This window comes from Candidatus Palauibacter sp. (assembly GCF_965237495.1).
GTDB lineage: Bacteria > Gemmatimonadota > Gemmatimonadetes > Palauibacterales > Palauibacteraceae > Palauibacter.
In genome coordinates this window covers 3,881,275-3,900,123 of the sequence record NZ_OZ250143.1, presented here as the reverse complement: position 1 = coordinate 3,900,123, position 18,849 = coordinate 3,881,275, and the positions used below count along the sequence as shown (strand labels likewise).

At 68.4% G+C, this 18,849-nt stretch carries 18 protein-coding genes; 12 read left to right on the top strand and 6 right to left on the bottom strand.

Translation table 11 applies throughout. The annotated features are described in order from the left end of the window. Positions 1–13: 13 nt before the first annotated feature. Together ACPXY0_RS17120 and ACPXY0_RS17115 are read left to right on the top strand one after the other, a co-directional pair. Positions 14–1,942 carry a YfbK domain-containing protein gene (locus tag ACPXY0_RS17120; RefSeq protein WP_423926653.1) on the top strand — a complete coding sequence of 643 codons (1,929 nt, stop codon included), beginning with the start codon at positions 14–16 and terminating at the stop codon, positions 1,940–1,942. Between the two features lie 77 nt (positions 1,943–2,019). Next, positions 2,020–2,760: a ubiquinone/menaquinone biosynthesis methyltransferase gene (locus ACPXY0_RS17115; RefSeq protein WP_423926651.1), complete on the top strand. Its 741-nt coding sequence runs from the start codon at positions 2,020–2,022 to the stop codon at positions 2,758–2,760. Between the two features lie 3 nt (positions 2,761–2,763). Here ACPXY0_RS17115 and ACPXY0_RS17110 read toward each other — a convergent pair whose 3' ends face one another. Then, a complete protein-coding gene (locus tag ACPXY0_RS17110) occupies positions 2,764–2,961 on the bottom strand; it encodes an AbrB/MazE/SpoVT family DNA-binding domain-containing protein (RefSeq protein WP_423926649.1) in 198 nt (65 codons plus the stop codon). A gap of 154 nt (positions 2,962–3,115) precedes the next feature. On the opposite strand from ACPXY0_RS17110, the gene ACPXY0_RS17105 reads away from it, so the two are divergent. Genes ACPXY0_RS17105 through ACPXY0_RS17085 form a run of 5 tightly spaced genes read left to right on the top strand, consistent with a single transcriptional unit; the run spans position 3,116 to position 8,096 of the window. Next, complete coding sequence (locus ACPXY0_RS17105) at positions 3,116–4,078, top strand: ABC transporter ATP-binding protein (protein ID WP_423926647.1); 963 nt, start codon at positions 3,116–3,118, stop codon at positions 4,076–4,078. Further along, positions 4,075–5,406, top strand: coding sequence for an ABC transporter permease (locus tag ACPXY0_RS17100; RefSeq protein ID WP_423926645.1), 1,332 nt, complete (start codon positions 4,075–4,077; stop codon positions 5,404–5,406). The genes ACPXY0_RS17105 and ACPXY0_RS17100 overlap by 4 nt, the downstream gene beginning before the upstream one ends. After that, positions 5,388–6,302 carry a substrate-binding domain-containing protein gene (locus tag ACPXY0_RS17095; protein ID WP_423926643.1) on the top strand — a complete coding sequence of 305 codons (915 nt, stop codon included), beginning with the start codon at positions 5,388–5,390 and terminating at the stop codon, positions 6,300–6,302. Before ACPXY0_RS17100 ends, ACPXY0_RS17095 begins: the two co-directional genes overlap by 19 nt. Next, positions 6,259–6,957: an ABC transporter permease gene (locus ACPXY0_RS17090; protein WP_423926641.1), complete on the top strand. Its 699-nt coding sequence runs from the start codon at positions 6,259–6,261 to the stop codon at positions 6,955–6,957. The genes ACPXY0_RS17095 and ACPXY0_RS17090 overlap by 44 nt, the downstream gene beginning before the upstream one ends. After that, positions 6,954–8,096 (top strand): ABC transporter ATP-binding protein, encoded by a 1,143-nt coding sequence (locus tag ACPXY0_RS17085; RefSeq protein ID WP_423926639.1) that lies wholly within the window; start codon positions 6,954–6,956, stop codon positions 8,094–8,096. Before ACPXY0_RS17090 ends, ACPXY0_RS17085 begins: the two co-directional genes overlap by 4 nt. On the opposite strand, the gene ACPXY0_RS17080 is transcribed toward ACPXY0_RS17085, so the two are convergent. Next, entirely contained in the window at positions 8,093–9,247 is a 1,155-nt protein-coding gene (locus tag ACPXY0_RS17080) for a carboxypeptidase regulatory-like domain-containing protein (RefSeq protein ID WP_423926637.1), read from the bottom strand. The genes ACPXY0_RS17085 and ACPXY0_RS17080 overlap by 4 nt on opposite strands. 237 nt (positions 9,248–9,484) lie before the next feature. Between ACPXY0_RS17080 and ACPXY0_RS17075 the strand changes: the two genes are divergently transcribed. Further along, the gene (locus ACPXY0_RS17075; RefSeq protein ID WP_423926635.1) at positions 9,485–9,952 is read left to right on the top strand and encodes a hypothetical protein; all 468 of its coding nucleotides are present in this window, start codon (positions 9,485–9,487) and stop codon (positions 9,950–9,952) included. Positions 9,953–9,977: 25 nt separating this feature from the next. Here ACPXY0_RS17075 and ACPXY0_RS17070 read toward each other — a convergent pair whose 3' ends face one another. Then, the gene (locus tag ACPXY0_RS17070; protein WP_423926633.1) at positions 9,978–10,238 is read right to left on the bottom strand and encodes a hypothetical protein; all 261 of its coding nucleotides are present in this window, start codon (positions 10,236–10,238) and stop codon (positions 9,978–9,980) included. 5 nt (positions 10,239–10,243) lie between these two features. Further along, positions 10,244–10,534 carry a hypothetical protein gene (locus ACPXY0_RS17065; protein ID WP_419934274.1) on the bottom strand — a complete coding sequence of 97 codons (291 nt, stop codon included), beginning with the start codon at positions 10,532–10,534 and terminating at the stop codon, positions 10,244–10,246. 168 nt (positions 10,535–10,702) lie between these two features. Here ACPXY0_RS17065 and ACPXY0_RS17060 point away from each other — a divergent pair, with 168 nt between their 5' ends. From ACPXY0_RS17060 to ACPXY0_RS17050, 3 genes are read left to right on the top strand one after another with little or no spacing between them, the layout of a single operon-like run. Continuing rightward, positions 10,703–11,884 (top strand): serine hydrolase domain-containing protein, encoded by a 1,182-nt coding sequence (locus ACPXY0_RS17060; protein ID WP_423926631.1) that lies wholly within the window; start codon positions 10,703–10,705, stop codon positions 11,882–11,884. 7 nt (positions 11,885–11,891) lie between these two features. Further along, positions 11,892–12,941, top strand: a complete 1,050-nt coding sequence (locus tag ACPXY0_RS17055; RefSeq protein WP_420463937.1) for a hypothetical protein — start codon at positions 11,892–11,894, stop codon at positions 12,939–12,941. 32 nt (positions 12,942–12,973) lie between these two features. Then, a complete protein-coding gene (locus ACPXY0_RS17050) occupies positions 12,974–14,362 on the top strand; it encodes an MATE family efflux transporter (RefSeq protein WP_423926629.1) in 1,389 nt (462 codons plus the stop codon). 7 nt (positions 14,363–14,369) lie between these two features. On the opposite strand, the gene ACPXY0_RS17045 is transcribed toward ACPXY0_RS17050, so the two are convergent. Both ACPXY0_RS17045 and ACPXY0_RS17040 read right to left on the bottom strand, forming a co-directional pair. Further along, positions 14,370–15,773 carry a carboxypeptidase regulatory-like domain-containing protein gene (locus tag ACPXY0_RS17045; RefSeq protein WP_423926627.1) on the bottom strand — a complete coding sequence of 468 codons (1,404 nt, stop codon included), beginning with the start codon at positions 15,771–15,773 and terminating at the stop codon, positions 14,370–14,372. Positions 15,774–15,922: 149 nt separating this feature from the next. Further along, entirely contained in the window at positions 15,923–17,335 is a 1,413-nt protein-coding gene (locus ACPXY0_RS17040) for a carboxypeptidase regulatory-like domain-containing protein (RefSeq protein WP_423926625.1), read from the bottom strand. 251 nt (positions 17,336–17,586) lie between these two features. Between ACPXY0_RS17040 and ACPXY0_RS17035 the strand changes: the two genes are divergently transcribed. After that, on the top strand, positions 17,587–18,849 hold the full coding sequence (locus tag ACPXY0_RS17035; protein WP_423926623.1) for a hypothetical protein: 1,263 nt from the start codon (positions 17,587–17,589) through the stop codon (positions 18,847–18,849).

The following is an 18,849-nucleotide window of genomic DNA, read 5'->3' as shown; positions in this document are numbered from 1 at the left end:
AAACGAGAGGACCATGAACGCTTACCGGATGTCAGCCGGGATCGGGACGCTGTTCGGACTCGTGCTCGCGTTGTCGCCTCCCGCGACCGCGAGCGCCCAGTCGGAAGGCGGAACCGTTCAGGGGAAGGTGGTCGATGCGGCGGGGAACGCCCCCGTCGGGGGCGCTCAGGTCTTCGTGGAAGGAACCGTCATCGGGACGCTGACGGACTCCGGGGGGGCCTATTCGCTGGAGAACGTACCGGCGGGAGAGCAGATCGTCGCCGTTCGACTCATCGGATACCGGGAACTGCGGCAGAGCGTCACGGTCGTCGCGAACCGGACGGCGGTGCTCGATTTCACGCTCGAGCAGACTGCCCTGAGGATCCAGGACATCGTCGTGACGGGTGTCGTCGAGCCCACCCCGCAGATCAAGCTCCCCTTCACAGTGGAGCGACTAAGTGCCCGCGCCTCGGCAGTGCAGGTATTGCACGCGCATCCCGGCTTCAACACGGAATCGTACGCCCGGATCGAGGAGAACGATTTCCGGCTGGTGAGCACGTCGCCGCTTTCCACCTTCTCGATCGACGTGGACCGGGCGTCCTATGCGAACGTGCGGCGGTTCATCCAGTCGGGTGAGCGGCCTCCCGTGGACGCGGTCCGGATCGAGGAGATGATCAACTACTTCCCCTACGAGTGGGACGACGTGTCGGGGGATCACCCCTTCGCGGTCGAGACGGAGGTGTGGGACGCGCCGTGGAAGCCGGAGCACCGGCTCGTCCGCGTCGGCCTGCGCGCGCCCTCGGTGGCGACGGCGCACCTGCCGCCGAGCAACCTGGTCTTCCTGCTGGACGTGTCCGGGTCCATGGGGTCGCCGGACAAGCTCCCCCTGCTCAAGAAGGCGTTCGCGCTGCTCGTCGAACAGTTGAGGCCGCACGACCGGGTCGCGATCGTCGTCTACGCGGGGGCGGCGGGTCTCGTGCTCCCTTCGACGCCGGGGAACCGGCGCGGGAAGCTCCTCGAGGCGGTGCAGCAACTCGAGGCCGGTGGGAGCACGGCGGGCGGCGCCGGGATCGCACTCGCGTACGACGTGGCGCGGAAGCACTTCATCGAGGACGGGAACAACCGGGTCATCCTCGCGACCGACGGCGACTTCAACGTGGGCGCCTCCAGCGACGGCGAGATGGTCCGCCTCATCGAAAAGGAGCGAGAGAGCGGGATCTTCCTCACGGTCCTCGGCTTCGGCACCGGCAACCTGAAGGACTCGAAGATGGAGCAGATCGCCGACTACGGGAACGGGAATTTCCACTACGTGGACGGGCTGCTCGAGGCCAAGAAGGTGCTCGTTGAGGAGATGGGGGGGACGCTCCTCACGGTCGCGAAGGACGTCAAGCTGCAGATCGAGTTCAACCCGGCGCGCGTGGCCGCCTACCGGTTGATCGGCTACGAGAACCGGCTGCTCGATGACGAGGACTTCAACGACGATACGAAGGACGCGGGCGAGCTCGGGGCCGGTCACACCGTGACCGCGCTGTACGAGGTCGTGCCCGTGGGTCTCCCGCTGCCGCGCGGCTCCGTGGACCCGCTTCGCTACCAGCCGGCCGCCGATCCGCCCGATGCGGAAGCGGCCCCCGCGAGAGCGTTCGAGGACGAACTCCTGTACGTCAAGGTCCGCTACAAGGACCCCGACCGCTCGCAGAGCAAGCTGCTCGCACATGCGGTCCCGGACCGGTCCGCCTCGCCTTCGGGCGGCTTCCGTTTCGCCGCCGCCGTGGCGGGGTTCGGCATGTTGCTGCGGGATTCGCCCCACGCGGGCCGGTACACCCTGGACGACGTGATCGGCCTGGCCGAGGAGGGGAAGGGGGCGGACCCGCGCGGCTATCGCGGCGAATTCATCCGTCTCGTGGAGACCGTCCGGGACCTGGACCTTCTGGGAGCCGAGGCGACCGAGGGCGGCCAGCGTTAACGTTGCGGCTCGTCCCTCGGGCACCGCGGCGTTGACGACGATCGCGGCGGCCCGCAGCGGGGAGGGGGCCGCCCGACTTGAAGCTGAACCGACGGATCTCCGGCCGGATCGAACGGCCGGCGGACAAGCGACGCTACGTCCGCCGGCTGTTCGCTGGCGTGGCCGGCCGATACGACCTGACCAACGACGTCATGTCGCTCGGCCTGCACCGCCGCTGGAAGCGGCGGCTACTCGAACTGACCGACCTGCGCCCGGGGCATCGCGTCCTGGACCTCGCCGCGGGCACCGGCGACCTCGCCCGCGGGGCGCTCGACCTCGCCGCGCGGAAGGGGTTCGAGATCCGGGTGCTCGCGGCGGACCTCACCCCGGAGATGATGCGGACGGGCCGCACGCGCGGGAGTGGGGCGCTCCAGGGCTGGATCGGGGCCGACGCGCTGCGGCTGCCCTTCCCGGACGGCGCCTTCGACCGCGTGCTCGTCGGCTACGGGCTGCGGAACTTCGCCGATCTCGACGCCGGCCTGGCTGAGAGCTTCCGATGCCTCCGTCCGGGCGGCCGGCTGATCTCGCTGGACTTCGGCCACCCGCGCTCGGCGGCGCTGCGCCGCGCCTACTTCGCCTACCTCAACGTCTCGACCCGCGTCGTCGGCTGGGCCATTCACCGTGACCCCGAGTCCTACGTCTACATCCCTGAGTCGCTGAGGCGCTTCCCGGGCCAGAGTGAGATGGTCCGGAGGATGGAGGCCGCCGGGTTCGAGAGGTGCCGCTACGAGGAACTGATGCTGGGTACGATGGCCATCAACTACGGAGACCGCCGCTAGCTGCTAAACCTGGAGATTCGGGTTGGACTCCGCCCTCCAGACGGTGAACTGGCGCTGGCCGCCCTCGCTCTCCTCGAGCCGGACCGTCAGCGCATCTCCGTCGCTGATGCGCAAATCGTCTCTCATCTCCTGGGGAATGGTGATACGTCCGCCACTTCCTACGTTGATGTTTCGGTAGTACATGACGCGGAAGATCGCCATCTAACCTCCCCAGAGTGCTGGAACCGGCAAGCAAGAGAACCACTTATGATGGCGACCGAAACCAATTTACGGTAGGCCGCGTTCAGATTGGGAATCTCGGGCAGAACCTCGTGGCGAAGGCCTCGCCTCGTAGCGACGGGAGAGAGCGGCCGATATGATCGGGAACGTGGACACACCCGCCATCCGCCTGCAGGGCGTCACGAAGCGCTTCGGCAAGAAGACCGCGGTCCGGGATCTCGATCTCGAGGTCCCACGGGGATCGATCTGCGGGCTCATCGGGCCCAACGGCGCCGGGAAGACCACCACGCTCCGCATGATCCTCGACATCATCGGGCCCGATACAGGTTCGGTCGAGATGTTCGGTTCTACCAACATCGAGGCGGCGCGAGCCCGCGTCGGGTACCTCCCCGAGGAACGCGGTCTCTACCAGAAGATGACCGCCGTCGACCACCTCGCCTTTTTCGGCCAGCTCAAGGGAATCCGGCGGAAGGAAGCGCTGGCGCGTGCACGGGCCGGGCTGGAAGCGGTAGGGCTCGGTGACCGGGCGGACGACAAGGTGGAAGCGCTGTCCAAGGGGATGGCCCAGAAGACGCAGTTTCTCGGTGTCCTCCTGCACGAGCCGGAGCTGCTCGTGCTCGACGAGCCGTTCAGCGGGCTCGATCCGCTCAACGTCGACCTGTTCAAGGAGATGATGCTCGAGCGCCAGCGCGCGGGGGCCACCATCCTCCTGTCCACGCACCTCATAGAGGACGCGGAACGGCTCTGCGAGCGCGTCTGCATGATCGCGGGCGCGACCAAGGTTCTGGACGGCCGGCTGCGCGACATCAGGGCGGCGGCGGGGCGGCGCGCTGTCGCGATCTCGTTCGAGGGCAACCCGGAGTTTCTGGACGCCCCGGACCTCATCGAGCGCGTAGCGGCGCATGGCCGTTACGTGGAGGTCCGCATGCTCGAGGGCGCGGATCCTCAGGCGCTTCTGCGGCGAGCTGTTGATGGCGGAGCCCGGATCTCCCGCTTCGAACTCATCGAACCCTCCCTGCGCGAGATCTTCATCGAGAAGGCCACGGAGGCCGGGCTGTCGCACGAGGACGTGAGCGAAGACGACGAGGCGGCGGCATGAACCCGTTCACGCCCAAGGTCGCCGCCGTGGTTCGCCGCGAGTTCGTGCTGCGCGTGAAGTCGAAGTGGTTCCTCCTCTCCACGCTGGGGCTTCCGCTGCTCATTGTCGGGCTCGGCGCCCTGGCCGCGTTCATCGCCGTCAGAGCGGCGACGGATGTGGGCGAGACCCGGAGGGTCATCGCCGTCGCCGACCCCGCCGGACTCATCGGCGACCTGCTCGTCGAGGAGTTCGTCGCCGATTCGATCGACGCCGTGCGGGCCGCCGACATGGAGGAGCTCTCGATCGACGAGGCGCGGAGTCGGCTCTCCTCCTCCTCGTACGACCTGCTGCTGATGATCCCGCGCACTGCGGGCCGGCGGGCGGCGGAGATGCCGGGACAGGCCGGGGAGTCCGCGGAGCGGGACGCTGGAGACGACGAGACGACGCTCCTCGCGCTGGACAACGTCCCGGTCGTCCTCGAGGGCTCCGTCCGGGCGGCGCTGCAGAGGGCATCGGTGAGGGCGCGGCTTCGTTCGGTGGGCGTGCAGAGCGTCGACCCGGGCGCGCTGCTTTCGCGGACGTCCTTCGAGGTCGTGAACGTCACCGAGTCCGGCGAGGCCCGTTCCCAGGATCTCTACCGGGCACTCGGCTTCGCCATCGCGTTCATGTTCTATTTCGTCCTTCTCATCTACGGGCAGATGATCGTGCGGGCGATCCTCGAGGAGAAGCAGTCCGACATCGTGGAGGTCATGGTCTCCTCGCTCCGGCCGTGGGAGTTGATGCTGGGCAAGATCGTGGGCGTCGGGGCGGTCGGCATCGCGCAGATGGCGGTGTGGGGCCTCGTCTTCGCGCTGGCTGCGATCTATGGCCTCACGGGCGGGGCTTCCGCGCTGGCCGAGGCGGGGATCGATCTCGCGAACCTTCCGATCCCGTGGGGCGCCATCGTTCTGGTGCTCTTCTTCCTGGTCCTCGGCTACCTGCTCTACGCGGGCATGTTCGCCGGGGCCGGCGCGACGATCAGCAACGAGCACGACGCCCAGCAGGCGATCATGCCGATCACGATGCTGATCATCCTTCCGTTCATCGCGGTCCAGGGCGTGATCCAGAGCCCGAACGCGGGGTGGGCCGTGATCCTCTCTCTCGTGCCGTTCTTCAGCCCCCTGGTGATGCCGGCCCGGCTGTTCGTCGCCTCGGTGCCGGTCTGGCAGTGGCTCCTGTCGCTGGTGCTGCTTGGACTCTGCGTACTCGGGGCGGCCTGGGTCGCGGGCCGGATCTATCGCGTCGGGATTCTGATGAAGGGTCAGCGCGCCAACCTGCCGCAGGTGGTGCGATGGATACGGCACGGCTGAGGCTCTCGGGCACACGCTCCGCCGGCCAACTCCTCGCGCTCGTCCTCGGCCTTTGCGCCGCGGCCTGTCGGGGCGACCCGGACTCGATCGTGCTCGGGGCCACGACGTCCACCTACGACTCGGGCCTGCTCGAACATCTCGTCTCACGCTTCAACGATGAACACCCCGAGGTGAGGGTGCGGACGGTCATCCAGGGGAGCGGCGAGGCGCTCCGACTCGGGCGCAGCGGGGATGTCGACCTCCTGCTCGTGCACGCGCCGGAAGCCGAGGCGCGCTTCATCGCGGAGGGATACGCGCCGCGCCGGCGGTCCGTGATGTACAACGGCTTCGTGATCGCCGGCCCACCCGGCGATCCCGCGCGGGTCGGGGACGCGGGATCTCCCGCGGAGGCCTTCGCGAGGATCGCGGGCGGCGGGCACGGCTTCGTCTCGCGGGGGGACAGCTCCGGCACGCATTACCGGGAGTTGCGTCTGTGGCGCGAGGCGGGCCTGACGGCGGCCGGCCCCTGGTACATCGAATCGGGACAGGGGCAGGCGACGACGCTGCACGTGGCCAGCGAACGCGAAGCCTACGTGCTCACCGACGGGGCCACGTTCACCGTCCTCGCCCGGGTCCTCGACCTCGAAGCGCTCGTGGTCGACCACCCGTCGCTGCGGAACGTCTATTCCCTGCTCGAACCTCGGGCTGCGCTTCGGCCCGTTCAGGCGTCCGTCCTCGCAGCCTGGCTCCTGTCGGACGACGGACTCCGAGCGATCGCGGAGTTCCGGGTTCCGGGGCAAAACGGACCCGTCTTCATGCCGCGGACCGCCGAAGAGGTTGAAGGAGGACTGCCGGCTGCCGCAGATTCCGTCCGTGGATCCGCTGCTCGAGGCTCTCCGGCTCATTACGTCGGGTGACCTGTACGTCTGGAACGTCATCGTCCGCTCGCTGCAGATCAGCGGATCGGCGCTCCTCATGGCGATGGTCATCGGACTTCCGATCGGCATCGCCGTCGGCCTGACGCGGTTCCGGCTGCGGCTGCCCGTGGTGGCGGTGATCAACGCCGGACTCGCGTTCCCGCCCGTCGTCGTGGGTCTGGCCGTCTTCCTGCTTCTGTCGCGCGCGGGCCCGCTCGGCGATCTCCATCTGCTGTACACGCCCGCCGCGATGATCGGGGCGCAGGCGATCATCGCGGGTCCCTACATCGCCGCCGTGAGCCTGGCCGCGGTCGAGGGCATCCCGGGGGACATCGCGCTCCAGGCCCGCGCGCTCGGGGCGAGCCGTTGGCAGGCCATCCTGCTCCAGTTGAGGGAGGTGCGCACCTCGCTCATCGCCGCGGTCGCCGCCGGGTTCGGGGCCATCATCAGCGAGGTGGGGGCCGTGATGATGGTGGGGGGCAACATCCTCGGCGAGACCCGGGTGATGACGACGGCGATCGTGCTGGAGACGCGACGCGGCAACTTCGAGGTCGCGATCGCGATGGGGATCGTGCTCATGCTCATCGCCCTCTGCGTGAACGCACTGCTCCTGCTGCTCGGCCGGCGATCGCTACGCCGCGCGTCGGTCGCGTGAACGCCGCGTCCCCACCGCTGCTGAGCGGGACCGGGCTCCGGCGGAGCTACGGCGGGAAGACCGCCGTAGACGTCGGCCACATCGAACTCGCGGAGGGAGAACTGCTCGCCGTGTTCGGCCCCAACGGCGCCGGCAAGTCGACGCTGCTCCGCCTGCTCTCGATGCTGGAGAAGCCCGATGCCGGCCGGGTGACGTTCCGCGGCGTCTCCGGCCGGGCCGCCGAGCGCGCCCTCCGGGCCGCATCGGCCGTCGTCTTCCAGCGCGCCCATTTCTGGCGTGACTCGGTGGAGTACAACGTGGGACTGGGCCTCGCGCTGCGCGGCATCTCCCGCTCCGAGACCCGCGAGCGCTCGCGGGACGTGTGCGAGCAGCTCGGGATATCGCGCTTCCTCCCCGCCCACGTGTCGGAACTTTCCGGAGGCGAGGCACAGCGCGTGGCGCTCGCCCGGGCGCTGGTACTCGATCCGGAGATCCTCTTCCTGGACGAGCCGACGGCGAACCTCGACACCGACGCGCGGCTGGACCTGCGTGACGACCTCGAACGGGTCGCGCGCGAACGGGCGACCAGCGTGTTTCTCATCACGCACGATCGCAACGAGGCCTTCCACCTCGCCGATCGCGTGGCCGTGATCCGCGACGGCCGCCTGATCCAGACCGGCACGCCGAAGGAAATCTACGAGAACCCCGCGGACGCCTACACCGCGCGCCTCACCGGCGCGGAGCTGACGATCCCGGGCACCGTGCTGACGGCGGAGGAACGGATGGTCACGGTCGATATCGGCGGGGCGTCGGTCCTGGCGCTGGGCGACGCGGCTCCGGGCGAGCGCGTGAAGATCGCCTATCGCCCGGAAGATCTCGTGATCGCCCCCCCCGGTCTCCCGTCGACCGATCTGAGTACGCGGAATCTCCTCTACGCCACCGTGAGCGAGCGTCGGGACATGGGCGGGCTGGTGAGGTTGCGCATGCGCGGCCCGGTGGAACTCGTCGCCCTCATCACGCTCGACGCGGCGGAAGAACTGGGGGTGGACGCCGGGGTCCGCGTCGCGGTCCGGGTGAAGGCGACCGCGCTCCACGCCTTCCCCGCCGGTCGCATGAAGACCCCCACCGGGTCACTTCGGCCCCGTCCGGAGTCCGGTTAGTTCGACCCCCTCGAACCCGCGGGGCCCGTCCAGATGACGATCGCGCCGCAGCGCCCCGCCGAACCGCCGAACTCCGCCGGCAGTTCGCTCGGCCCGCGGTAGACCTCGATGCCGGCAATCTCCGAGGGGGACACGAAGTTGTCGATCGAATCCGTGAACTCGGCGTTGTCGCGGATCACCCGCACGCCATCCACGTAGACATTCGCGTTCATGCACCCCCATTCCGCGCGGCTGCTCAGGCTGGGAGCGCCGCGCGTCATGCGGATGACGCAGTTGTTGTTGCCGCTCCCCGTGCACTCGGTACGCAACCCCGGGATGCGCCCGAGGTAGTGGGTGACCCGGATCGCGCCCGCGTCGTGAATGTCGTCGCGCGTGAGGAAAACGCCGGCTCCGCTCAGTTCCCCGAACTCCCGCCGGTCGTAGAAGCCCTGTAGCTCCAGCCGCTTTTCGCGGATCGCCGTGACGACGAGGGGGGCGAGTTCGATCGGATCCACGCTGAGTTCGAAGTTCACCTGAAGGGTCCGGTCGCTCGGAAGCTCGACCACCTGATCGACGTTCTCGTAGGCCAGGTGTTCGACGGCCACCTGATAGACGCCGGGATCGATTTCGTCGAAGGTGTAGCGGCCGTTGCCATCGGTCGCGCGCTGCTGGTCTTCGTCCACGAGGGTAACGGTCACCGCTTGCACCGGCCGTCCCGAGCGTCGATCGACGACGCGGCCCACGATGCGGCCGGGGACGTGGAAGGGACTCTCCGCAGTCCGCATCTCCACACCCATGCCGATGTCCCATCCGGCCGGCGGCCCCGGCGCGATGTTGACGACGACCGGTTGCGTGACGGAGAGAGCGACCCGGGCCTGAACGGTGAGGCTCGTCCCGGACGGGAGGCCGCAGAGCACGTAGGCGCCGCGGTGGTCCGTCTGCACGGAAACCCGCCTGCGCTGCCCCTGCGCGTCAGCCCATGTCGCGGAGATCGTTGCTCCCGAGATGATGATCCCCTGGATCGTGTCCTGGACGCCGCCGGCCAGACCGGTGAGGACCGGGTCCATGTCCTCGGGGCAGATCACGATGTCCTGGGCTGCCAGCCGGATGGCGGCCGGTGGCGCCAACAGGGCGCCGAGGGCAATGATGCACCCCACCACCCGGATCCGCATCCGCCCGGCTCCATGGCTGTCGGCACGTACTGGCATGTCGCGGCGTTCCGGTCTTCGCGTCGGCTCGGTGCGGGGGCCGGTGGCCGCCCCGCGCTCGAATCTAACGAGCGTACGGGTCCGGCACATGTCGGCGTCGCTCAGTTCCATCAGGCGGGAGGAGTCGCCCGGAAGGCGGGGTGCATCGTAAGTTCCGGGGGAGCCGCCGCCCCGCTGTCATCTTTCGCGGAGTCATGCGTCGTGCAGCACATCCTGCGTCACATCCTCCACCGCGGAAGGGTCCTCCTTGCGGCCTTCGCTCTGTCCCTGCTCGTGGGCACGAACGGCTGCCTCGACCTGGGCCTGGGGTTGTCGCCGGCCGTCGGAGGCCTGCTCCAATCCGTGGTCAGCGAGGGGGAAGCGCTCCCGGAGTTCGCGCGCGCCGCCGGAGGGCCTGGAACGATGCTCGTCAGCGGCCAGATCGTGGGTCGGCTGCGGTGCGACTACATCGACAGCGAACTCGACGTGAGAGGCGACGGTCTGAAGCTCACCCTCACGATCATCTCGGGTCGACAGGGCTGCAACAGCCGCACGCCGACGACCATCTCCTACCTGGCGAACATCTTCCACCTCGATCCCGGCCCGACGGGGATCGTCGTGGAACATCGCTACGAGGGCGTGGACGGTGTGGCCGGGAAACGCCTCGACGACGTGGTCACCGTGAGGTGAGCCCGCGACCCGCCCCCGCGGGCGGTCAGTCGAGCGGCGTGGAGCGGGTGTGCAGTTCGATCAGGTCGTCGTCGGACATGCCGCCGAGCGCGCGCGTCGCTTCGGCCACGCTGCGGCTCTCGTGCGCCACCCACCGCGGGCGCTCGAACGGATCCTCCAGACAAACGAAGTAGATCCGCGCCGCCCGGGGCGTGTTCGGCTGTCCCCCCGACACGTAGGCCTCCCACTGGATCATCCCGCCATCGAGGAACCTGCGGGAGAGTGCGCGCTTCGGGTCGACCGCCATGCCGCTCACACCTTCACGGAGCGGACGAGCAGTTCGCGGAGCCCGCCCTCGCTGATCTGGGCCACCGCCTCCTTCGGCACCTTCGACAGCCCGGGCGGCGCCTGGTTGTAGCGCTGGGGCACGGAGACGTCGTCCTGGTTTCGCAACATCACCAGCAAGCGGGGCGACTGCTGCATCGTACCGGAGAAGATCGAGAACTCCGCCTCCCAGGTGGCGCCGGATTCGCTCGTGAACCGGGTGCGGGCGCTGTCGGCGGCGCCGTCCAGCCGGAAGATGAGCTTCTTCAGCAGCGACATATGCGTGTGGGGATCGTTCGTGTACGTGAAACGGCGAACTCGGCGCGGAGACAGTAGGCCCGTCGGCGGCGGCTCGCCAGCCTCCCGCCCTACCGATGCCGCGCTGAAGCTGCGACCTTGGGTGGGACCTTGACCTCCCGGTGTTTCGAGGGATCAAAGGAGGAAGTCATGCCTGTCTCCCGCCGCTGGTTACATATCCTCGCCGCACGCCGGCTGCGCCCCGCCGCGGTGGCGCTGCTGCTCGTCGCGATCCTCCTTCCGGGCGTCGCCTCGGGGCAGGACGCGAGCGTCATCGACGCCTTCTCCCGGCAGATCGCCGGCGAAGTGGAGGGGGACGGCGTGGGGGGCATCTCCGCCGCCGTGTTCAAGGGGGATCAGGTGCTGTGGGCACAGGGTTTCGGCTGGGCGGACCCCGTGAAGCGGGTCCCCGCGGGCGTGCGGACGATCTATCGCACGGGGTCGATCTCGAAGTCCATCACGGCGGTCCTGATGGCGGACCTGATGGAGGACGGCATCGTGGCGTTCGATGACGCCCTCGTGGACCATCTTCCGGAGGCCAGGGGCCTCGGGGATCCACGCGCCGGGATGGCCCCCATCACGTTCCGGCAGATGGCGAGCCACACCGCGGGCCTCATCCGCGAGCCCGAACTCGAGGGTGCGGCGGCCGGACCGATCGAGGACTGGGGGCACAAGATCCTCGCGTCGATCCCTCATACGCGCTACGACACGATGCCCGGGGCCCGCTACCAGTACTCGAACATCGGATACGGGATGCTCGGCTACGCCCTCCAGCGGGCGGCTGGAACCTCCTTCATGGACCTCGTCGAGGACCGGATCTTCGAACCGCTGGGCATGCGTTCGTCCACCTTCATCGTCGGCCCCGACCTGTGGCGCCGGGTCTCGGTGGGCTTCGCCATCGACCCCGAGGGCGCCGTGGACGCGGACATGCCCGCACTCGAGCACGAAGGACGGGGATACAAGGTACCGAACGGCGGCGTTTACTCGACGGTGGGTGATCTGGCCACCTTCGGAGCCGCGGTGATGGGGATGACCGAATACGGACTCCTGGAGCCCGCCACCCGCCGCGAGTTGATGACCGTCCAGACGCCGGAAGACCCGGAGAACGGGTACGGCGTCGGCTTCTCGGTTCGTACGGTGATGCTCGAGGGCGGACGGACGGTCCGTTTCGTCGGCCACGGGGGGTCCGTCGCGGGGTACAACATGTACCTCGTGTTCGAGCCCGAGAGCGGCTACGGAGTAGCGCTCGGTCGCAACTACACCGGCGGCACCACGAACCTGGGCGAGGCCGGAAACGGGCTGCTGCGCGCGCTGCTCGAGGCCGCGGGATGACACGCGCATGGCGACCTGTCGCGGCCTGAGCGGGGGGGCGGCGCTTCTCGCTCTTCCGGCGCTCCTCCTGACCGTGGCCCCCGTCTTCGGCCAGGAGGAGGAGGAAGACCGGACGATTCGGGCGTGCGAGCAACTCGGCAACGCCGACCTCGAGGTGGGGATCGACGGCATCGTCCGCGATGAGGAGAGCCGGATCCCGCTCCCGGGGGCCACCGTCCTCATCCGGTACGAGGCCGAACGGGAGATGGCGACTCCGGAGGACGTGACGGTCGAAGCGGACGAGAACGGCCGATACCAGGTGTGCGGCCTCGTCGCCTTCCGCGAGGTGCGGGTTCGGGCCCGCTACCGGAGCCAGCGCGGCAAGGAGCGCAAGGTCGACCTGGACCGGCCCCGGCGCGTCGAACTCGAGGTCGATCTGGGGGACGCGGCCTTCCTCGTCTTCTCCGTCGTCGCGGCGGAGAACCTGCAGCCCGTGGCGGGCGCGGAGATCGACTTTTCGCCGCTCCCGATCTCGGGGGTCACGGACTCGCTCGGCCGGGTCGGGTTCCGCACGGTGCCGCCGGGCAGCTACGGTCTCCATGTGGAGCACATCGCGTTCGCGCCGCTCGACACCGAGATCAACGTCCTCACGGACCAGACCGCCGAGCTCCGGGTCGAGTTGAACACGCGGGCGATCGCGCTGGCGCCGATCGAAGTCAGGGTCACCGGCCGCGATCCCTACCTCCTCACCTCGGGCTTCTACGATCGCCGCGGCGACATGGAAGATGGCTACTTCGCCACCTTCCCCGAGATCGACAACTACATCCATCTGGGGCAGGTCTTCCAGTTCAAGCGTGAACTCTCGATCAAGTACCGGCGCAGGCAGCTCATCCTCCTGAACGGCAGGCCGGCGAACCGCCTGGGCATCAACGTCCGCAACCTGCGCGAGCTCAAGTTCAACACCGTGCGAGGGATCGAGGCGTACAGATGCAGCGACGCCCCGCCCGAGATCCTCAACCAAGTCCCGAACACGATGATGCTGAGCGACTGCAACCTCATCGCCATCTGGACGCGCTGACGCCGCGGTCCCCTACCCGACCTAACCATTCCTTGACGGCGAGCAACCTCTGGCGCTCCGTGCGCGAGGCGATTGGGGGCACCGAGCAGGACTTCACCACCGGCAGCCTGAACCGGGGCGTCCTGCTGCTCGCCATCCCGATGGTGCTCGAGATGCTGGGCGAGTCGCTGTTCGTGGTCGTCGACGCGTACTTCGTCAGCCGCCTCGGGGCGAGCGCCCTGGCCGCGCTCGCACTCACGGAGTCGATGCTCGCGGTCATCTACTCGGTCGCGGTGGGGCTCGCGATGTCCACCACCGCGATGGTCGCCCGGCGCATCGGGGAGAAGGACGAACGCGGGGCGGCGCGGGCCGCCGTACAGGCGATCGGGCTCGCCGTCGGCATCGCCGCCGTGCTCGGTCTGGCCGGCGCCCTCTCCGCCCCCTGGCTGCTGCGCGCCATGGGCGGCGAGCCCGAGGTCGTGCGGGTCGGCACGAACTTCGCTCGCATCCAGATGGGCGGGATGGTCGTCATCATCCTCCTCTTCGTGAGCAACGCGATCTACCGCGGGGCAGGGGACGCGACGATGGCGATGCGGTCGGTGTGGCTCGCCAACGGGATCAACATCGTGCTGGACCCCTGCCTCATCCTGGGGCTCTGGATCTTCCCCGAACTCGGACTGACGGGCGCGGCCGTGGCCACGACCACGGGACGCGGGATCGGAGCCCTCTACCAGCTCTGGCACATGTCGCGCGGCGACCGCATCCGCGTGAGGCGCGAGGATGTACGCCTCGACCTCGCCGTGATCGCGAGGCTCGCCCGCGTGTCCCTCGGCGGCATCGGCCAGATGCTCGTGACGCAGGTCAGCTACATCGCCTCGATCCGCATCCTGTCCGAGTTCGGGACCGTCGCGCTGGCCGGATACCTGCTCGCGATCCGCGTCGTCATCTTCATCATCCTCCCCGCGTGGGGCCTCGCGAACGCGGCGGCCACGCTCGTGGGCCAGAACCTCGGGGCGGGGAAACCGGAGCGCGCGGAGCGGGCCGTCTACCTCACCGGCTCGTGGAACATGCTGTTCATGACCGTGATCACGGTGTTCTTCGTCTGGCTCCCGGACCTCATTCTGGCGCCGTTCGCGATGGACCCGGAGACGAACGCGGTTGCGGTCCGCGCCCTCCGCATCATCAGCTACGGCTACATCTTCTACGCCTGGGGCATGGTGACGATGCAGGCGTTCAACGGGGCGGGCGACACGGCGACGCCGACCTGGATCAACGTCGGGGTCTTCTGGTTCTTCCAGCTCCCGCTCGCGGCGACCCTCGCCTTCCCGCTGGGGCTGGCGGAGAACGGCGTCTTCTGGTCGTTCGCGATCGCCTATTCGCTGTCCGCGGTCGTCGGCCTCACGCTCTTCCGCCACGGGCGCTGGAAGAAAAAACTCGTGTAGCCGCCAGCTACGCCGAACACCGGGTCCGCCGCGCAGACCCCTTCGAACGAAGGGCGAGCACGACGCGAACCTGTGCGCCCGCGGCGATTTCCACGGTCTGCGCGGAACTGTCGAAACCTCCGCACAGGGCACGGATCCGGTATGAGCCCGGGGGGAGACCCTCCAGCGAGAATGCGCCCGAGCGGTCCGTCAGCGCGCGGAAATCCGTATCTTCGACCGTAATGTGCACCGCCTCGAGCGGCTGGCGCGTGGCCTCATTGATGGCAAGGCCCGTGACCGATCCGGGAGGGGTCACGGGCACGCTGAGCCTCACGTCCGCCCCGGCGGCGGCGGGGACCGCCAGGCGATCACCCGCGTGAGGACCGTAAGCGGCCGCCAGTTCGACCTCCGCTCCGGCGGGGAGATCGCACAACCGGTACCGCCCCAGCGAGTCCGTCCGGACGACCGTCTCGACCCGTTCGAGCCCCCCGGAAGTCGGGTGGGACGCGATCACATGCGCCGCCGGCAACCTCACCGCGGTGACCTCGTCCTCCACGAACCCCTCCAGCGCCACTTCACCCGGACGCCCGGTGGGCTCGCACAGCGCTACGTCGATCTTCGGAACTTCTGCCATGGCGGCGGTCCAGTTGGACCAGAGGATGATCGCACCGCACCTCATCGTCTCCTCGCTCCAGGCGAAGAAGGGGACTTTCGTCCCGGGCGCATACAGTTCAGCCGCGCCGAGATCCACAACCGAGAGCTCTTCCAGGAGCGGCGGCGGCGAGTTGACCGAGGACCTGTAGGTTCCCGCAGGATTGATCGAGAGCGGCCTACTCGTCCCCCAGCCATCCGTCCTGCCGACGAATCTCCGATCCAGCCAGACCTGGACTCGGGGGCAACGCATGCCGGGCGCACGACCTTGGAGCATCACCATGAAGTCGCTCAGCCGGGCGAAACCCGCTTTGTTGGCCTCGATCCATTCGGGCTCAAGATACGTTCCCCAACCCTCCTCCATCCGCTGGTAGAAGCCGGATTCCACAAGGCGAGGCGGACGCCCTTCGACATCGACTTCAAGGGGATCCAGTGGGATCGCCTGCGGTCGCAGTCGTACGTCCAGGGAGCGCGCATCCGGTCCCACCTCCAGCGGCGTGCTGAGGACCTCGTAGCCGATGCGCCTCACACCGAGCACATGTGTGCCAGGAGGCACCGCCTCGAAGGCGAAAGCGCCCTGCGGACCGGTCACGGTCTCTCGAACCGAGCCCGAGGGATCGGCAAGCCGAACCGTTGCGCCCTCGACCGGCGCTCCGGTCCCGTCATCCGTGACGACGCCCGCGACTCGCAGCGTTTCCTGAGCGGCGACGCCCGGCAGGCCGAGCCCCGCGGCCTGGGCTACGGCGAGCGTCACGGCGATCAGCAACGTTCGGACCGTCAAGCCCGGTAGATACCTTGCCGATCCCTTGCGTACTGCTTGCATCGGACCTTCGTCCCAAGAGGTGTGCTGCGTCCGTAACCAGGGCGTCGGAAGGAGGGGCGCCGCCGATCTCTGGGGCGGACGGCGCGCACCCCCAGAGGCTCCTTCAGCTAAAGGGCACATCGCTCGCCCTCAGCAAACGACATCCGTCGCAGGGTGATTACGACCGTCGCAGACCCCCCCTCCGGCAGCTCGACTGCCCGCACGGGGCCGGTGAAACCTCGGCAGCTTGCCCGTACCCTGTAGCGTCCCGGCGGAAGGTCTTCTACCGAGAATCGGCCGTCCGCATTGGTCACCGCAGCAAAGTCCGTGTCGACGAGCGTTACGCGTGCGGCTTCGAGCGGTTCTGAACTCCCCTCGGTCAGGACGACTCCCGTGATCGAAGCGGGCAGCGTCACCGGGACCGTGAGCCTCACTTCCGCATCGGCAGCGGCATCAGCGACCCTGGGGATACCCGCATGGGGACCGTACCTGACCGACAGTTCTACTTCCGCGCCTGAGGGCAGATCGCACAGTCGGTATCGGCCGAGCAAGTCCGTCCGAACCTCCGTCCGCTGCCGTTCCAGCCTTGCGGGGGGCGTGTACGATGCAAACACATGCGCGGCCGGCAGTCTGACTTCCGAGATCTCGTCCTCCACGACTCCCTCGAGCGTCACCACACCTGGACTCCCGGCGGGCTCACACAGCTTCACCTCGATCTTGGGTATCTCGTTTGTGTGGGCGGTCCAATCGGACCAAAGGATGATCGCGCCACACGTCACCGTGTCCGCGTTCCAGGCGAAGAACGGTAGCTTGCTGTGAGGCGTGTACAACTCGGCCGCCCCGAGATCCGCGACCGAAAGCTCCCCAAGCAATGTCGGGGGCGGGCCCGTCATCGCGTACGGGTTGTATGTAGCCAGGGTATCGATGGACGAAGGTTTGCTTGTACCCGATCCGCCTGCTTTACCGATGCGCCGTCGATCGAAGTACACCGGCACGTACGGACAGCGAGAAAGAGGGGCGCGGAGCTGGAGCGTAGCCAGAAACTGCCCCACACGGTCGTAACCCGCCTTATTGGCTTCGATCCAGTCGGGTTCATAATAGGTGCCCCAGCCCTCTTCCATACGGTCGTAGAAGCCGGACTCCATGAGGCGGGGTGGCCGTCCCTCCACGTCAACGTTCAGCGGCTCGAGTGGAATCGCCTCGGCCGTCAGCCGTACGTCCAGCGGTGCGATTCCGTCGGGCCCGACGTCCAACGGCGTCTGTAGTTCCTCGTAGCCGATGCGCCAGACGCCGAGCAGGTACTCCCCGGGCGCCACCCGCTCGAAGGCAAACCTGCCCTCCCGGCCGGTGATCGCCTCGCGGACCGAGCCGGAGGAATCGGCAAGACGAACGGCCGCGCCCTCGACCGGCGTGCCAGTTCCCTCGTCGGAGACGACGCCCGCGACGCGCACCGTTTCCTGGGCCGCTACGGTGGCCGAGCCGGCCCCCCCCCGTGAGGCGATGGCAAGCGTCAAGGCCAGTAATGGCAGCCGGACCGTCATGCCCGGCGGGCACCTCAGCGAGGGCTTATGGGCCGCTTGCACCTGACGCGAATCTCCGGGATTGTGTGATGACCGTGCCACGAACGGGGGGCGGAGCCACAACGCCGATCCCCACGCTACTAGACGCCGCCCAACGGCGCTGCGTCACACCTCGTTCGGGCACCCCACCGTGACCCGAGACAGGGTGTCCGCGTCTACTTCATTGTCCCGCCGCGCACGCGGACATTGGTCCTGAACGAAAGGGTTGGGCCTTGACCTACGCAAGGACTCAAGGGGTTCTCGCGGGGCGCCTCATCGGCCTGATGCTCGTGGCGGGCTACGTGTCGGCGTGCGGTGGCGGGACGGAGACATGCCAGGCGTCCGCCGCCGCGCCGACGGTGACCGTTCGGGACTCGGCCGGCGTGGAGGTTGTCACGATCGAGGTCGCGGCCGACTCGCTCCCCGAGTGGGAACTGGACAGCGTCGTCGTAACGATCCCCGGCACCTCGCGGGGTGCGGAGCCGGATCTGTCGCTCGTGTTGGGAGCATTGTGGCTGAGCGATGGGCGGATCGTCGTCCCCGAACATCAGTCCCGAGAGCTGCACCTGTACGATGCGTCCGGCGTCTACCAGCGCAGCTTCGGCGGAGCCGGCGACGGGCCGGGTGAGTTTCGCCGGATGGACGCGGCGACGGTCGGACGGGGCGACACGATATCCGTCTACGACAGGGCGGACGGGGCTGGCGGAGCGGTGCAGCTGTACCATCCCGAAGCGGGCTTCGTGAGGTCCGCGAGTCTCCCTCCGCGGGGTGACGACCGCCCGAGGCGGGAGGCTTGGAGCTGGGGGCCCGGAACCTACCTGGGTCTCCTTGAGGAACCCGGAACCCTGACCCGGGTGGGCCACCCGACAGCACGCCTCTGGCCGACCTCCGCCATCCTTGAGTTGTTGGGCGGCAGGGCGGATGCGGCGCGTACGATCAGTCTCCCGGGGAGCTACAGCGCCCTGGACGAGTCGGGAATGGACGTGAGGATGTTCTTCTCGCATCAACCCGTCGTGCTCCTCGGGCCGGACCGGCTGCTGTATGGGTCGGGGGAGCGCTTCGAACTGCACGAGGTCGACCGCTCCTTCGTCCCGCGCCGGATCATCCGTTGGCCTTCGGTGCGTACGACGCTGGGGGCCGAAGAGGTCGATCGGGTGCGCGCTGATTGGCTGGCGCCGCGGGACCGCGAGTCGCAACTCGTGCAGCAGATCCTGGAAATCCTGTTTGCGCCGGAGCTTCTGCCGGAGGACAGGCCCGCGATCGGCAGGACCTTCTTTGACGATGAGGGCCGGATCTGGGTCGGCCGCTTCGAGACGGTCGGCTCCGGAGAGACCCTGTGGTACGTGCTTGAACCCGGCGGTGCGCCGTTGGCAAAGCTCCGGATCCCGCGCGAGAAGAGGGTCCTGCTCTCCGGGGTCCAGGGCGACCTGGTACTCCTGGCGGGCAGGGACGCGCTCGACGTTCCGCTGATCGAGGTGGTGCGGCTCCGTAAGTGA

Bases quoted from the DNA above. Each gene is read 5' to 3' on its own strand.
- ACPXY0_RS17120 (WP_423926653.1), top strand. From the start codon at position 14: ATGAACGCTTACCGGATGTCAGCCGGGATCGGGACGCTGTTCGGACTC.
- ACPXY0_RS17110 (WP_423926649.1), bottom strand. From the start codon at position 2,961: ATGGCGATCTTCCGCGTCATGTACTACCGAAACATCAACGTAGGAAGT.
- ACPXY0_RS17105 (WP_423926647.1), top strand. From the start codon at position 3,116: ATGATCGGGAACGTGGACACACCCGCCATCCGCCTGCAGGGCGTCACG.
- ACPXY0_RS17100 (WP_423926645.1), top strand. From the start codon at position 4,075: ATGAACCCGTTCACGCCCAAGGTCGCCGCCGTGGTTCGCCGCGAGTTC.
- ACPXY0_RS17095 (WP_423926643.1), top strand. From the start codon at position 5,388: ATGGATACGGCACGGCTGAGGCTCTCGGGCACACGCTCCGCCGGCCAA.
- ACPXY0_RS17080 (WP_423926637.1), bottom strand. From the start codon at position 9,247: ATGCGGATCCGGGTGGTGGGGTGCATCATTGCCCTCGGCGCCCTGTTG.
- ACPXY0_RS17070 (WP_423926633.1), bottom strand. From the start codon at position 10,238: ATGGCGGTCGACCCGAAGCGCGCACTCTCCCGCAGGTTCCTCGATGGC.
- ACPXY0_RS17065 (WP_419934274.1), bottom strand. From the start codon at position 10,534: ATGTCGCTGCTGAAGAAGCTCATCTTCCGGCTGGACGGCGCCGCCGAC.
- ACPXY0_RS17060 (WP_423926631.1), top strand. From the start codon at position 10,703: ATGCCTGTCTCCCGCCGCTGGTTACATATCCTCGCCGCACGCCGGCTG.
- ACPXY0_RS17055 (WP_420463937.1), top strand. From the start codon at position 11,892: ATGGCGACCTGTCGCGGCCTGAGCGGGGGGGCGGCGCTTCTCGCTCTT.
- ACPXY0_RS17040 (WP_423926625.1), bottom strand. From the start codon at position 17,335: ATGACGGTCCGGCTGCCATTACTGGCCTTGACGCTTGCCATCGCCTCA.